This window comes from Methylobacterium sp. Leaf93 (assembly GCF_001422345.1).
Lineage (GTDB): Bacteria > Pseudomonadota > Alphaproteobacteria > Rhizobiales > Beijerinckiaceae > Methylobacterium > Methylobacterium bullatum.
The window spans coordinates 233,348-248,191 of sequence record NZ_LMMS01000027.1 but is presented as its reverse complement, the minus strand read 5'-3'; the positions used below and the strand labels follow the sequence as shown (position 1 = coordinate 248,191).

The window sequence follows — 14,844 nt, the reverse complement described above, 5'->3', positions numbered from 1 at the left end:
CGTATGATTGCAGCAGGACGGGCTAACACTGACTTTATCGTTATGATGGACAAGGAATGAAAGCACCGTCCCGGCCCATTCTCGGACAAACCAAGCTGACGTTGCTTTAAGAACGATCCCCCCTGCGAGACTCGCACCGCATCGAAGGACGAGGTTCGTCCACCATGACGAGCATGACCGGCGACGCCGTCGTGCGATCCGGCGTGTTCGTCACTCCGCCGCGATCGGCACCGCCTCGCCTCCCATCCACGCCGCCAGATCCGCCCGCGCCCGGTCGGTATAGGCGCGCTTCTTCGCAACCGCCTTTTCCGGCCCCTTCAGGCGCTTGCCGCCCTCGCCCTTCGGGGAATGGGCAAGGGGCGGAAACAGGCCGAAATTCACGTTCATCGGCTGGAACGAGCGGGGGCTCCCGGCCTCCTCGGCCGCGATGTGGCCGCCGGTGATGTGACCGATGAGGGCACCGAGCGCCGTGGTGGCGGGGAGCGGCGCCAGGGTCTCGCCGCGTGCCTCGGCAACGGCAAAGCGACCCGCCATGAGGCCGATGGCGGCGCTCTCGACATAGCCCTCGCAGCCGGTGATCTGTCCGGCGAAACGCAGGCTCGGCCGGGCCTTCAGACGCAGGGTCGCGTCGAGGAGGCGGGGTGAATCCAGATAGGTGTTGCGGTGGAGGCCGCCGAGACGCGCGAATTCGGCGTTTTCCAGGCCGGGAATCGTGCGGAACACCCGCACCTGTTCGGAATAGGTCAGCTTCGTCTGGAAGCCGACCATGTTGTAGAGGGTGCCCAGCGCATTGTCCTGGCGCAGCTGGACGATGGCGCAGGCCTTCACGGTGGGATCGTGCGGGTTGGTGAGACCGACGGGCTTCATCGGACCGTGACGCAGGGTCTCGGGCCCTCGCTCGGCCATCACCTCGATCGGCAGGCAGCCGTCGAAATAGGGGGTGGTCGCCTCCCATTCCTTGAACCCGATCTTGTCGCCCGCGATCAGCGCCTGGATGAAGGCGTCGTACTGCTCACGGTTCATCGGGCAGTTGATGTAATCGGCCCCCGTCCCGCCCGGCCCGACCTTGTCGTAGCGCGACTGGAACCAGGCCTTGTCCATGTCGATGGAGTCGCGGTGGACGATGGGCGCGATGGCATCGAAGAAGGCCAGCGCCTCGGCCCCGGTCAGGCCGCGGATCGCTTCCGCCAGGGCGGGCGAGGTGAGGGGGCCGGTGGCGATGATGGTCCGGCCCCATTCCTCCGGCGGCAGGCCCTCGACCTCCTCGCGGGCGATCGTGACGAGGGGATGCGCCTCCAGCGCGGCGGTGACGGCGGCGGCGAACCCGTTCCGGTCCACGGCGAGCGCACCGCCGGCCGGCACCTGGTTGGCGTCGGCCGCGCGCAGGATCAGCGAACCGAGCGTCCGCATTTCCTGATGCAGCAAGCCGACGGCGTTGCCGTTGGCATCGTCCGAGCGGAACGAATTCGAGCAGACGAGTTCGGCCAGGTCCTGACCGTGATGCGCCTCGGTGGCACGCACCGGCCGCATCTCGTGGAGCACCACCGCATGGCCGCTCTCGGCGATCTGCCAGGCAGCCTCCGACCCGGCGAGGCCGCCGCCGACGATGTGGATGGGGGAGGTGTCTGCACGGTCCGTCATGGGCATGGGATAGACCCGCGCCCCGTCCCGATCAATGCAGCTGCGGCGAGACCAGGAAACGCTCGCGGTCGCTCGACGTCACGACGAGCTTGATCGGACGCCCGTCGCGCTCGATCGTGAGCGGCACCCGCACGCCGGCCTCGCCCAGCGCCCAGACCTGCCGGAAGAACCCGGCGAGATCCTCCACCGGCTCGCCCGCCACCGCCGCGAGCACGTCGCCCACGCGCAGATCCGCGCTCTCGGCGGGGCCGTCATCGGCGAGCCCCATCACCACCACCGCGCCGTCGCTGTCGCTGGCATAGAGCCCGAGCCAGGGCCGGGTCGGACGGTCCGCCCGCCCGCGGGTGGTCAGATCTTCGAGGATCGGCGGCAGGAGGTCGATGGGCACCACGAGGTTGATCGCCTTCGGGCCTTCCGCGCCGCCCTGCTGCAGCTGCAGGGAGCCGATGCCGAGGAGGTCGCCGGCCGGGCCGATCAGGGCCGTGCCGCCCCAATGCGGATGCGAGGGCGCGGTGAACAGGGCCTCGTCGAGGACGTATTCCCAATAGCCCGCGAATTCCTGCCGCGCGATCAGTTCTGCGGCGACGCAGCGGGTGCGTCCGCCGGCTCCGGCCACCACCGCCTTGTCGCCGATCTTGAGGCTGGCCGAGCGCCCGATGGGAAGCGGCGGCAGCGCCAGGTCGCCCAGGGCCTGGACGAGGCCGAACCCGGTCACGGCGTCGAAGCCGACCACGTGGCCGGGGACCGAGCGTCCGTCATGCGTCGTCATCCAGACGCTGTCCGCCTCGGTGACGAGGTAACCGATGGTGAGGACGAGGCCGTCTTCGCGGATCACCACGCCGTTGCCGGCCCGCTCCGTGCCCAGGGTCTCGGCGGTGAACGCCTCTGGCGGGATGCGCGTCGAGAGTGACACGATCGCCGACAGAGCCTTGTCGAGGTCGTACGCGTAATCGCCAGCCTTGGGCTGCACGGCGGCGGGAATTTTCCAGTCTCCGTGCGACGTCATGAATCCCGTATCCTTGTCCTGCGCCTGGGAGTTCCGCGGCTCCGCATCCTCGAAGGATCGGCGGCCTTCTGCTGGAGATAGGTCGCCGGCTCGCCGTCGAACACCCACGCCCGGCCGCACGCAGACCAGCATTGAGAGAGGGATGCCGATCCCCATCGATCGCGCGCCGCGCAGTAGCCGGCGCGCATCCGCTCCATTAAGACTCGTTTGCAACGTTCCCGCCAGATCGAACGGTCGTATCATGTCGTGCCGAGAGGATGCCCCGACCCTTGCGTGACGACGCGGCACTGGCGCGCCTGATCGCGGCCGTGGCATCCGGCAACGAGCAGGCCCTTCGGGCTCTCTACGATCTCACCGCTCCGAAACTTTTCGGCATCGTGCTCCGTATCCAACGGGATCGCGGTATGGCGGAAGACGTGCTCCAGGACGTCTACCTGCGCATCTGGCAGAATGCCGGTTCGTTCTCTCCGGAAGCGGGCCGCCCGTTGCCGTGGCTCTGTACCATCGCCCGCAACCGGGCGATCGACGGGGTTCGGCGCAAGGGCGAGGTCCAGGGGCCGGTGAGCGAGGACGGAGAGGATTGGGTGGAACGGTTGGCCGATCCGCATGACAGCGAAGGTGCGATTCTCGGGCGCGACGCCCTTCGCACCTGCCTGTCCCGCCTGGAGGCGACGCAGCGCGACTGCATCGTGCTCGCCTATTGCGAGGGCCATTCGCGGGAAGAACTGGCCGAGCGGTTCGCGCGTCCCGTCAACACTATCAAGACCTGGCTGCATCGCGGGCTCGCGGCCCTGCGTGGCTGCCTGGAGGGGCCGGCATGACCGAGGACCCCGCCGAGCGAGACCTGCGCGCCGCCGAATACGTCATCGGCACGCTCGACGCCACCGAGCGCGCCGCCATGGATCTCGAACTCGCCGTCGATCCCGCCGCGCGCGCCGCCGTGCGGGAGTGGGAGCGCCGGCTGGCGCCCCTCGCCGCCGCCATCCCCGAGATCGAGCCGGGCGAGGGCGTGTGGCTGGCGATCCTGCGCGCGCTGCCCCACCGCTCCTCCGCGTCTCCGGCGGCGAACGACAACCGCGTGGCCGCCCTGTCGCGCAAGCTCGGCCTGTGGCGGGCGGCAGCGGCGGGTGCCGGAGCCCTGGCCGCCGGACTCGCCCTGTTCATCGCCGTCGGCCCCCGTCCCGGCGGGGAGGGCGAGACACGCTACGTCGCCGTGGTCAGCAGCGGCGGCGAGGCGCCGGCGCTCATCGTCAGCATCGATACGGCGGCGGGAACCGCGCGGGTACGCCCGGTGGGCGCCGAGGCGCCGGCGGGAAGCAGCCTGGAATTGTGGTATGTTGGAGCCGACAAGACGCCGAAATCCCTTGGGCTGATCGGCAAGGACGCCGCACGTTTGGCCCTGCCCGCCGGGTCCGAGGCCGCGCGGCGCGGAGAGGGTGTCTTCGCCGTCTCGGTGGAGCCGCCGAACGGCTCGGCTACCGGCCTGCCCACCGGCCCCGTCGTCTATACGGGCAAGCTCATCCGCGATTGAGGGCGGCCCAGACGGGAACCCGCCACCATGGAGCCCTCCCATGCCGCGCTTTGCCGCCAACCTGACGCTGCTCTTCACGGAACACGCCTTCCTCGACCGGTTCGAGGCCGCGTCCCGTTCCGGGTTCACGGCGGTGGAGTTCCTGTTCCCCTACGAGCATTCGCCGGAGGCGATCGCCGCGCGCCTCGCCGCGCACGGGCTCGACCTCGTCCTGTTCAACATGCCACCCGGCGATTGGATGGCCGGTGAGCGCGGTCTCGCCGCACTGCCAGACCGCTTCGATGAGACCAGCGCCGGGGTCGAAACCGCGCTCGCCTATGCGCTGGCAACCGGCTGCCCGCGCCTGCACATGATGGCGGGCCTGGCCGATGGGCGCGACAGCCGCGCCGGGCAAGCTTATCGCCGGTCCCTGCGCCACGCCGCCGGGCGCCTTGCCGAGCATGGCATCGACCTCCTGATCGAGCCCATCAACCGCCGCTCCATGCCGGGCTATTTCCTCGACGATGTCGATGCCGCCGCCGATCTCGTGGCGGAGCTGCGCGCGGAGGGGCTCGCCAACCTCAAGCTCCAGTTCGACATCTTCCACTGCCAGATCCTGCACGGTGACGTCACCACGCGGCTGGCCCGCCTCCTGCCGCTCATCGGCCATGTCCAGGTCGCGAGCGTACCGGCGCGCCACGAGCCCGGCACGGGGGAGGTGAACGACGCCTTCGTCTTCGCCGAACTGGACCGGCTCGGATATTCGGGATCGGTCGGGTGCGAGTACAATCCGCGTGGCCGAACCGAGGATGGGCTCGGCTGGCTGAGCGCCTGTGCGAGCGCACGAGCCCGAATTTAGCGCGGTGAGGCCGGTTCCCCTTCGGACCCGATGAAGCATGGCGCTTCCACCTAGCACGGTTCGCCACGGAGGGGCGGAATCATCAATTGTTTATGACGCGGCATCGTGGTTAGGGACTGCCCCGGCCGGCTCGGACGGCCAAGCTTCGAAAAGCTTTTCCCCAAGGGACAGATCAAGCGATGGCCGACCTCTTCAAACCCGTCGCCCTGACGGGGAACGCCGTCGTGGACAGCCTCATCCTCGGCGGCGCCTGGAACGCCACGACCCTGACCTACGGGTTCAAGGCGCAGGACATCGATGCGAACGGGATCGACGATTTCTCCGAGGGCGACTGGAAGGCGTTCTACAGGGAGATCTACGACACCGTCAGCAGCGTCGCGAATGTCGATTTCGTCGAAGGCAGCGTGGCGCGGGCCCAGTTGATCCAGCGGCTCGATGTCGGCGGAGGCGGCGAATCCGGCACGCCCGCCCCGGGCACCACCTCGCTGGAAACGGCGGTGGGCATCGACCCGACGAGCGTGAAAGGGGCCGCGGACGTGGTCCGCCTCGGCACCTATTCCGAAACCTGGATCCACGAGATCGGCCACAGCCTGGGGCTCGGCCACCCCCATGACGGGGAGAACGGCAAGCTGCCGGGCGTCGTCGAGCCGGGCGATTTCGGCACCGGCAACCTTAATTCCCAGATCTACACGGTGATGGGATACACCTTCCCGTTCTGGGGCGAGGACAACCCGTTCACGCCCGAGCACGACGAGAATACGCCGCTCAACGCCCAGCCGGGCTCCTTCGGTGCCATCGACATCGCGGCCCTGCAGCATCTCTATGGAGCCCGCGCCCACAACACCGGCAACGACGTCTATCGCTTCAGCGACGATGTCGACGCCAATCGCGGCTACACCACGATCTGGGATACGGACGGCACCGATACGATCGTCTATCAGGGATCGAGCGCGGCCAAGATCGACCTGCGCGCCGCGACCCTGAAGGCCGAGATCGGCGGAGGCGGCTGGCTCTCCACCTCGGAAACCCTGACCGGCGGCGTGACCATTGCCAACGGCGTCTCCATCGAGAAGGCGAAGGGCGGGGCGGGCGACGACATCCTCATCGGCAACGACGGGGCCAACTGGCTCGATGGCGGACGGGGAGCCGACCGCATGAGCGGGGGGCTCGGGAACGACATCTACGTCACGGACGGCCTCGACAGGATCGAGGAGGCGGCCAGGAGCGGTACGGACCATGTGCTGAGCTCGGCCAGCTATCGCCTCGGCACGAATCTCGAAGCGCTCAGGCTCTTCGGCTCGGAGGCGATCGATGGGATCGGCAACGCCGTCGCCAATACGATCGTCGGCAACGGCGCCGCCAACATGCTGACGGGCGGTGCCGGAAACGACGTCCTCACCGGCGGAGAGGGGGCGGATACCTTCCTGTTCCGCACACGGCCCGGCCCCGACAACACCGATCACATCCGCGACTTCTCCGTCGCCGACGATGTCGTCGCCCTCTCGAGCAAGGTGTTCTCCGCCCTCGGCGCGGGCCCCCTGTCGGAAGACGCGTTCAAGGACGTCGCATCGGGATCGCTCGATGCGGATGACCGCGTTCTCTACGACCAAACCACGGGCCTCCTCTCCTACGATGCCGATGGAAGCGGAGCGGGCAATGCCCTTGCCGTCGCGGTGATCGACACGAAAGCGGCGCTGACCTTCGCGGATGTGCTCGTCGTCTAAGCGGGTTCGCGTTGGCAAGCCAACGCATCGCCTCGCTTAGGTCTCTAGAATGACGCAGGTTTTTTCCCGCAAAGCTGGTGACCACTTTTGCGGAACCTGCTTAGACACCCGTTCGACGGGCCGTTCCGATGGGCGACCTGTCGACGACGAGCGGAATGGCCGATCCCCTCCCGTGACCTCATCCCGAGGCACCTTCCGGAAGACGGGGGGATTGTCCCTGCCTTGTACGTGGCGGAAGGAGCCTGAAACTTTCCGTCCATCGTGGCCGTAGCAGTCCGAAAACGGGGAATGCCTTCTGCGATTTCGGAGGCACGCATGCGATTGGTGTTGCGAATACTAATAGGCCTGAGCGTCGTTTCTTCGCCCTGCATCGCTCAGCCGGGGCAGAACCAGCCCACCGTCACGGCCCGGCAACGGGAGGCCGTCAGCGAGGAGCGGGCGGCCGAGGTCAGGGCCGCCATCGCCGAGGCGCGAAAGCGCCAGGACAAGATCGACAGGGAGAACACCAGTCTCTGGCTGCGCTGGACTTACGCGGTCTGTATCGGTTGCGGCCCGATGCCCAGGACGTTTCGCCCGGTCCACACGCATCCGTTGCGTGTGCTCAGCGGCGTTCCGGCGGCTTTCGACGACGAGCGCGACAGGCGGAAGAGCCGCCGCGCCTGACGCCGCACGGGGCGGACCTCACTTCTTGGCGGGATCGGTCCGCTTCAGGATCGCCTCCATCTGCGCGATCTCGGCTTCCTGTGCCTTGAGGATGGCCTCGGCCAGGGTGCGAACCTCCGGATCCTTGGAATACTGAAGCGCGACCTTGGCCATTGCGAGGGCGCCCTTGTGGTGCGGGATCATGCCGGCGGCGAAATCACGGTCGACGTCTCCGGAATAGCGGATCTCCATGTCGCCGTGCATGCGCATGCTCGCCTCCTTGAAGGCGCGGGTCGCCGGGGTGTCGGCGGCCTTGCCCTTCGCGGGGGTCTTCGGGCCGTGATCGTGGCCGTCCGTATGGACGGTGCCGTCCTCGTGGCGGTGCTCGCCGGCCGCGAGAACCGGGGAGGCGAGGGGCAGAGCCAGGATCGCGGCCAGGATCGCGGGGAGGGCTGTCTTCGTCATGGGCGTTCCCTGTCGTCAGAAGGTTGCGGGCGGGGAGGGCAGTGCCCCCGCCACCGGGGAGGGGGTTTCGTCGCCCTGCGCCTCGCGCAGTCGGGCGAAGGCGGGTCCGCCGAAGCGCAGCATCAGGACCGGCGTCAACATGGCGTCGAGGAGCGTCGCACTGATGAGGCCGCCGAAGATCGTCACCGCGACGGGGTGCAGGATCTCCTTGCCCGGCGCGGTCCCGTCTAGGAGCAGCGGCACCAGGGCGATGCCTGCGGCGAGCGCCGTCATCAACACCGGCACGAGGCGCTCGTTGCTCGCCCGCAGCACCAGGGCCGGGCCGAAGGGCAGCCCCTCGTTCAACCCGAGATTCAACACGTGGCTGATCTTCAGGATGCCGTTGCGGGCGACGATGCCGGTGAGCGTCACGAAGCCGATCATCGAGGCCACCGAGAGCGGCAGACCGGCGATGGTGAGGGCGACGACGCTGCCGATGAGGGCGAGCGGAACGTTGCCCATGACGATGAGGGCCAGCACGCCGGAGCGGTAGCGACTCCCCAGCAGCGCGAAGACAAGGGCGAAGGAGACGAGTCCGAGGAGGCCGATCCGGCGGGTCGCCTCCCCTTGTGCCTCGAACGCGCCTTCGAGGCGCGCGCTGATCCCCTCCGGCAGCGTCGTGCGTGCCAGGGCCTGCGCGATGTCGGCGGCGACCTTCGAGCCGTCCGAGCCCGGCACGGTGTTGGCCTGGACCACGATACGGCGGCGGCCGTTCTCGCGCAGGATCTGGTTGGGCCCGTCCCGCTCGGCGATGTCGGCCAGGGCATGGGCGGGTACCCAGCCCGAGGGCGTCTCGATGAGGAGGTCGCGCAGGGCGGCCATGGACCGGCCACTCTCGGGCAGGCGCAGGACCACGTCGAAGCGGCGCAGTCCCTCGACCAGGGTCGAGACCACGCGTCCGTTGGCGAGGTTCCCCACCGTCTCCACCACCGTCGCGGGGGAGACACCGTAGAGGGCGGTCTTGGCCGGATCGACCCGTATCTCGATCTGGGGAACGCGCACCTGCCGCTCCACCTGGAGGTCGGCGACGCCCGGAATGCCGGATAAGGTCTCGCGCAGGGATTCGGCGGTGCGGCGCAGCGCGTCGAGATCCTCGCCGAACAGCTTGAGGGCGATTTCGGCCCGGACGCCGGAGAGCATGTGGTCGAGCCGGTGGGAGATCGGCTGGCCGACATTCACTGTGACCGGCAGGGCGGCGAGCCGCCCCCGGATCTCGGCGGTGATGGCGTCGCGTTCGCGTCCGCCGGGCTTCAGGCGGATCTCCAGATCGGTGGAATGGACCCCCTCGGCATGCTCGTCGAGCTCGGCGCGTCCGGTGCGGCGGCCGACCTTGTCCACCTCGGGGATCTCCATCAGCAGGCGCTCGGCGATGGCGCCGACGCGGGCGGATTCGGCGAGGGAGATGCCGGGGGTGAAAGTGGTGGTGACCGTGAACGAGCCTTCGTTGAAAGTCGGCAGGAAGGCGCGGGGCAAGCGTCCCGTGCCGTAGCCGGCGGCGACCACCGCGACGATCGCGCAGACGATGGCGAGGCGCTGATGGGCGAAGGCCGTCTCCACGAGGCGCCCGTTGGCGCGCTTGAGGCCGCGGATCAGACGGTTCTCGGGATGGTCGAGGCTCTTCAGGCCGGGGAGCAGCCAGGAGGAAAGGACAGGCGTCAGGGTCAGCGAGACCACGAGGCTCGACAGGATGGCGATGATGTAAGCTTGGCCCAGCGGCGCGAAGAGCCGGCCCTCGATACCCGACAGGGCGAAGAGCGGGACGAAGACGAGGCAGATGATGATGGTGGCGTAGACGATGCCGGAGCGCACCTCGTTGGACGCCTCGACGATCACCGCGAAAGTGCTGCGAGGCGAGCCCTCCGCCCGGTTGTCGCGCAGGCGCCGCAGGATGTTCTCCACATCGACGACGGCGTCGTCCACCAGCTCTCCGATGGCGATGGCGAGGCCGCCGAGCGTCATCGTGTTGATGGAGAGTCCGAGCAGCGAAAACACCGTGGCGGTGGCGAGGATCGAGACGGGAATGGCGGCGAGCGAGATCAGCGTGGTCCGTACGTTCATCAGGAAGGCGAACAGCACCACGGCCACCACGGCCACGGCCTCGATCAGCACCGTGATCACGTTGCGAAGCGACGTCTCGATGAAGTCCGCCTGTCGGAACAGGACGTTGCCGGCCTCGATTCCGTGCGGCAGGGAGGGGCCGATCTCCTTGAGCGCCGCCTCGACCTCGCGGGTCAGGCGCACGGTGTCGATGCCGGGCTGCTTCTCGATGGAGACCACCACGGCGGGATTACCCATGAAGCCGCCGTCGCCGCGCTTGGGCCGCGCTCCGAAGGCGATCTCGGCGACCTGCCGCAGGTAGACCGGACCGCCCGGCGTCGTGACGACGAGATTGCGAAGGTCGTCGAGATCGGTGGTGCGGCCGAGCGCGCGGATCAGGACCTCGCGGCCGCCGGCCTCGGAATAGCCGCCGCCGGCATTGCCGCCGTAATTCTGGAGGGCGCGGGCGAGGGCCTCGTCGGTGACGCCAAGCGCCCGCATGGCGGCGGGGTTGGGCGCGACCCGGAACTGGCGCACCTCGCCGCCGATGGGGATCACCTGTGCCACGCCCGGGATCGAGAGCAGGCGCGGGCGCAAGGTGAAGTCGGCGGTCTCGCGCACCTGCATCGGGGTCGCGGTCTTCGAGGTGACGGCGACGAGAAGGATGCCGCCCATGATCGAGGAGACCGGCCCCATCTGCGGGACCACGTTGGGCGGCAGTTCCGAGCGCGCGAGCGCCAGCCTCTCGTTGACGAACTGCCGGTCCCGGAACAGGTCGGTGTCCCACTCGAACTCCACCGTGACGATGGACAGGCCGATGCCGGAGACCGAGCGCACCCGGCTGACGCCGGGCAGGCCGTTCATGCGGGTCTCGATCGGGTAGGTCACCCGCTGCTCCACCTCCGTGGGGGCGAAGCCCTCGGCTTCGGTCAGGATCGTGACCGTGGGCCGGTTGAGGTCGGGGAGCACGTCGACGGGCAGGCGCGCGAGGGAGAGCGCGCCGGTCAGGACCAGGGCGAAAGCGAGCGCGACGACGAGGAGGCGGTTGCGCAGGGATTGCGCGACGATGAGGCCGAACATCTTCGCGGTTCCTCAGCGGATCTGGTCGAGGAGTTCGGCGCCCTGGACGACGACGCGCCGTCCCGGCTCCAGACCCTCGGCGATGAGCGTGCGGTCGGCGTCGAGGGGATCGGTGCGGACGCTGCGCGCCACGAAGCGCTCGGCGCCGACATGCTCGTAGACCACGCTGCCGCCCTCCGCCCGCAGGATGCCGGAGCGCGGCACGGCGAGGCCGGTCCGCTCCCCCGTCAAGGGGGCGTGGACGGTGACGAACTGGCCGAGCCGCAGGCCGGTGGACTCGCCCGCCACCGCGAATTGCACCGGGACCGCCTGATTGCGGTCGGCGAGGCCGGCTCCGCGATAGGTCAGGGCAAGACTGCGCCCGTCCCCGAGGCGGGCCGTCGCCGAGCCTTCCGGCGACAGAGCCTCGAAGCTCAGCGCCTCGATCCAGAGTTTGCCCGGATCGACGATGCGGAAGACGACGGTGCCGGGGGCTGCCATGGCGCCCGCCGTGGCGCTCGCCTCGGCGATGACGCCGTCCACCGGCGCGACCAGGGCCTCGGGCGAGCCGCGGACCGCGTCGAGGGCGGCGCGGCGGTCCTTCAGCCCGTCGCGCTCGGAGCGGGCATCGTCGAGCTGGGTCTGGGCCACGGCGCCGGTCCCCGCCAGACGCTCGAACCGGACCACGCGCCGGTCGAGGATCGCGATCTGCTGATCGAGCTCGCCCTGGCGCTGGCGCATATCGGAGACGTCCACGGCCTGGACCGGTGGGGTGACGGTGGCGAGGACCTCGCCACGCGTCACGCGGGTCCCGAGGCGCGGGAAGCCATTCGCCGGAGGGGCCAGGCGGCCGCCCACGGAGGATTGCACCACGCCGCTGGCATTGGGGTCGGCGATGACCCGGCCGGGCAGGGCCACGGTGCGGGCCACGCTCTGCGTCGCCGTCACGGCGGTGCGCAGGACGAGGAGCCGCTGCAGGGATTTGGGCACGAAGATGGAACCGTCGCCCAGGCGTTTGGCCCGGTCGGCGCCGCCGGAGGGCGGGCTCGCCATCATCCCGCCCTCGGCCGGCGCGGCATCGTGGCCTTCATGGGCGAGGGCGGCGCTGCCCAACACGATCGTCGCCGTGACCGCCAGGACGACGACGATGGGAATCGTGCGCCGACGGCGGATCAGGACGACGGCGCCGAGGCCGAGGAGAAAGCCTCCGGCGGCGGTGACGGAGGGCGGCTGGTGCGTCAGGCGCTCGACCAGGGAGGCGGCGGTCGCCGACCCGGACGTCGTCGCCGCGGCTTTGGCGGCCGGCAGGTCGAGATCGAGGGAAAGGATGTCGGTGCTGCCCTCCGCCGTCACCGCGACGAGGAGGTCGTGGTGCTCGGATTCCTCCAGCCAGGGGGCCGAAAGCCGGTAGGTGCCGTCGGCCTGGAGTTCGGCCTTCCTGCGGCCTTCCGGCGTCGAGAGGGCGAGGGTGGCGTCGGTGACCGGCACGTTGGTCTCGAACGCGTCGAGATAGAAGACGAGATCGTGGCCGTGCACGGTGGCGACGAGTTCGTAGCGCTCCGACTTCGCCTCTGCCCGGGGTGCCGCCGCGGTGACGGGCAGGGCAGGGGCCTCGTCTCCGTGGGAATGGCCCTCATGGGACAGGACCGCGCCGGACAGGGCTGCCCAGGCGATGGCGCACGCCGCGACGAGGCGCAGGGCTGCCGGGAAAACGATGGACATGATGGAAAGAACCTCGACGCCGATGAAGCAGGGACGGCTTTCCGCGCGGCGCCGTCAGGCGGCCGGGCGCGGAACGCCGTCGTTACGTCAGGCGAAGGGTCTTGGTGGTTCGGACGGAGAATCCGGAGCGACGTCCGTACGGGCGGACATGGCACCCACGGGAACGGGACCGGTCAAGCCGGGTGCGGACGTGATATCGCCATCGGCCGGTGCCAGGCCGATGGCGCAGCAGCAGGCGGCTCCGCAGGGGCCGGTGCAGCAGGGGCCGGCACAGCCGAGATGGGGCTCCGCCCGCAGGACGGACACGATCTCATGCACGCCGGGGGTGACGGCATCCGCCCGGACGGCTAGCGCGTCGAGGGAGTCCGGAGCCTGGACCCATGCCACAGGGGCGCCGCCATCGTGCCCGTGGCCCGTATGGGCGCTCGCGGGCGACGACAGGCCGAAGCCGGCGATCGCGAGGATCACCGTCATCAGCCAGAGCGCGAGGCTCCGGTCCAGATTGCGCCGGATGGGTTTCATGTCGGCGCGGAGCGTAGCATAGGGCATGCGCCCGCGACAGGGCCGATCGCAACTCGGAAGGCTAGACGCGTGAGACAGATCCTCGTGATCGGCATCGGCACCGGCAATCCGGAGCACGTCACGATCCAGGCGATCCGGGCCTTGAATACGGTGGATGTGGTCTTCGTCCTCGACAAGGGAGGGGAGAAAGCCGACCTCGTCGCCCTGCGCCGGGAGATCTGCGAGCGCTACATCGAGGACCGCCCCTACCGCATCGTCGAGGCGCAGGACCCGGAGCGGGACCGGAATCCGGCCGATTACGGCGTCGCCGTGGAGGATTGGCACGGTGCCCGCGCGGCTCTCTACGAGGCGATGATCGCGCGCGAGCTTCCCGAGGACGGCACCGGCGCCTTCCTGGTCTGGGGCGATCCCTCGCTCTACGACAGCACCCTCCGGATCATCGACCGGATCGTGGCGCGGGGGCGCCTCGCCTTCGACCATCGGGTGATTCCCGGCATCACCAGCGTTCAGGCCCTGGCGGCGAGCCACCGCATCGCCCTCAACCGCATCGGCGCGCCGGTGCAGATCACCACCGGGCGCCAGATCGCCGGAGGATTGTCCGCCGAGGCCGACACCACCGTGGTGATGCTCGACGGCGACCCGACCTTCGCCCATCTCGACCCGAACCTGACGATCTATTGGGGCGCTTATCTCGGGAGCGACGACGAGGTGATCCTGTCGGGCCGCCTCGGCGACCTCGCCGGCGAGATCCGGCGGGTCCGGGCGGAGGCGAGGGCGCGCCACGGCTGGATCATGGACATCTACCTCCTGCGCAGACCTACGGATTGAGCCGGATCCTCGCCCTCAATGTTCGCGCGGACGCCGTGCTCCTTCGAGGTGGCCGGCCAGGGTGAAGGCGATCTCCCGCATGAGGGAGTCGAGAACCGCGGCCAGTCTCGGCTGGTGGAGGTCGGCCGCGAGGTCGTGCAGGGCGATGGCGTGTTCCGCCATGCGGTTGGCCGCAGCCTCCGCGTGCAGGCCGGGTTGGTGAAGGCTTGCCCCGTCTTGGCTGCGATCGATGGCGATGCCGAGGCCTCTCGCCCGCCCGGTGGCTTCGCCCCGGTCGATCCGTCCGCGCAAGCCGAGACGGCGTTCGCCTCGAACCGTCCGGAACGCGATCTCGAACGGGCCGCCCGCCTCGACGGCGGCATGCAGGGCGTTCTCCACGCGAAGCCGGTCCTCGGCGAGAATCGTCGTGAGGAACGCGTCGAGACTCACGCCCGCCGCTTCCCGAACGAGACCGAGCACGTCCGCGAGGGAGTCCGAGACGACGATCCGGCCGGCCCAGACGTCGTGCGACCAGACGCCCACGACGCCCGACGCGTCGAGTGCCGCCAGGATTCCGTCCGTGTCGCTGGTGAGAAGGCTCGTACGCGCAGGCATGGATCTCTTGGGCCGCCGGGGCGGATCGCTGAGGACGAAACGTGTGACCGCGGATCGACACGAGGCAGGGATCGCCCTCGCATTGAATTTACCTGAAGTTGATAAATCCCCGTCGATCCGCGATGTCAGCGGCAACCTAAGCGCCGAGTCCCGCAAATGAAAGGGATGAGACACGCCCTACGGGAATTTTTAGCAA

Annotated in this window: 13 protein-coding genes; 6 read left to right on the top strand and 7 right to left on the bottom strand. The window is 69.3% G+C overall.

The window, feature by feature from the left end; translation table 11 throughout:
- Nucleotides 1-210 precede the first annotated feature (210 nt).
- Nucleotides 211-1,641, bottom strand: a complete 1,431-nt coding sequence (gene trmFO, locus ASF26_RS17130) for a methylenetetrahydrofolate--tRNA-(uracil(54)-C(5))-methyltransferase (FADH(2)-oxidizing) TrmFO (RefSeq protein ID WP_056256972.1) — start codon at nt 1,639-1,641, stop codon at nt 211-213.
- Between the two features lie 31 nt (nt 1,642-1,672).
- Nucleotides 1,673-2,647, bottom strand: a complete 975-nt coding sequence (locus ASF26_RS17125) for a S1C family serine protease (RefSeq protein ID WP_056256531.1) — start codon at nt 2,645-2,647, stop codon at nt 1,673-1,675.
- 269 nt (nt 2,648-2,916) lie between these two features.
- Between ASF26_RS17125 and ASF26_RS17120 the strand changes: the two genes are divergently transcribed.
- The 5 genes from ASF26_RS17120 to ASF26_RS17100 all read left to right on the top strand — a co-directional run bounded on the left by ASF26_RS17120 (nt 2,917) and on the right by ASF26_RS17100 (nt 7,403).
- Complete coding sequence (locus ASF26_RS17120; RefSeq protein ID WP_018043540.1) at nt 2,917-3,468, top strand: sigma-70 family RNA polymerase sigma factor; 552 nt, start codon at nt 2,917-2,919, stop codon at nt 3,466-3,468.
- Nucleotides 3,465-4,178 carry an anti-sigma factor gene (locus tag ASF26_RS17115; protein WP_200925952.1) on the top strand — a complete coding sequence of 238 codons (714 nt, stop codon included), beginning with the start codon at nt 3,465-3,467 and terminating at the stop codon, nt 4,176-4,178. The genes ASF26_RS17120 and ASF26_RS17115 overlap by 4 nt, the downstream gene beginning before the upstream one ends.
- 40 nt (nt 4,179-4,218) lie before the next feature.
- Entirely contained in the window at nt 4,219-5,016 is a 798-nt protein-coding gene (gene otnI, locus ASF26_RS17110) for a 2-oxo-tetronate isomerase (RefSeq protein WP_056256528.1), read from the top strand.
- Between the two features lie 179 nt (nt 5,017-5,195).
- A complete protein-coding gene (locus ASF26_RS17105; protein WP_056256525.1) occupies nt 5,196-6,740 on the top strand; it encodes a M10 family metallopeptidase C-terminal domain-containing protein in 1,545 nt (514 codons plus the stop codon).
- Nucleotides 6,741-7,055: 315 nt separating this feature from the next.
- Nucleotides 7,056-7,403, top strand: coding sequence for a hypothetical protein (locus tag ASF26_RS17100; protein WP_156463029.1), 348 nt, complete (start codon nt 7,056-7,058; stop codon nt 7,401-7,403).
- A gap of 18 nt (nt 7,404-7,421) precedes the next feature.
- On the opposite strand, the gene ASF26_RS17095 is transcribed toward ASF26_RS17100, so the two are convergent.
- The 4 genes from ASF26_RS17095 to ASF26_RS17080 all read right to left on the bottom strand — a co-directional run bounded on the left by ASF26_RS17095 (nt 7,422) and on the right by ASF26_RS17080 (nt 13,253).
- The gene (locus ASF26_RS17095) at nt 7,422-7,847 is read right to left on the bottom strand and encodes a DUF305 domain-containing protein (protein ID WP_056256518.1); all 426 of its coding nucleotides are present in this window, start codon (nt 7,845-7,847) and stop codon (nt 7,422-7,424) included.
- 15 nt (nt 7,848-7,862) lie between these two features.
- Entirely contained in the window at nt 7,863-11,003 is a 3,141-nt protein-coding gene (locus tag ASF26_RS17090) for an efflux RND transporter permease subunit (RefSeq protein WP_056256515.1), read from the bottom strand.
- 12 nt (nt 11,004-11,015) lie between these two features.
- Nucleotides 11,016-12,704, bottom strand: a complete 1,689-nt coding sequence (locus ASF26_RS17085) for an efflux RND transporter periplasmic adaptor subunit (protein ID WP_056256512.1) — start codon at nt 12,702-12,704, stop codon at nt 11,016-11,018.
- 87 nt (nt 12,705-12,791) lie between these two features.
- Nucleotides 12,792-13,253: a hypothetical protein gene (locus tag ASF26_RS17080; RefSeq protein WP_056256508.1), complete on the bottom strand. Its 462-nt coding sequence runs from the start codon at nt 13,251-13,253 to the stop codon at nt 12,792-12,794.
- A gap of 42 nt (nt 13,254-13,295) precedes the next feature.
- Here ASF26_RS17080 and cobF point away from each other — a divergent pair, with 42 nt between their 5' ends.
- On the top strand, nt 13,296-14,054 hold the full coding sequence (gene cobF / locus ASF26_RS17075) for a precorrin-6A synthase (deacetylating) (RefSeq protein WP_056256505.1): 759 nt from the start codon (nt 13,296-13,298) through the stop codon (nt 14,052-14,054).
- Between the two features lie 15 nt (nt 14,055-14,069).
- On the opposite strand, the gene ASF26_RS17070 is transcribed toward cobF, so the two are convergent.
- On the bottom strand, nt 14,070-14,648 hold the full coding sequence (locus tag ASF26_RS17070; RefSeq protein ID WP_056256501.1) for a hypothetical protein: 579 nt from the start codon (nt 14,646-14,648) through the stop codon (nt 14,070-14,072).
- Nucleotides 14,649-14,844 lie beyond the last annotated feature (196 nt).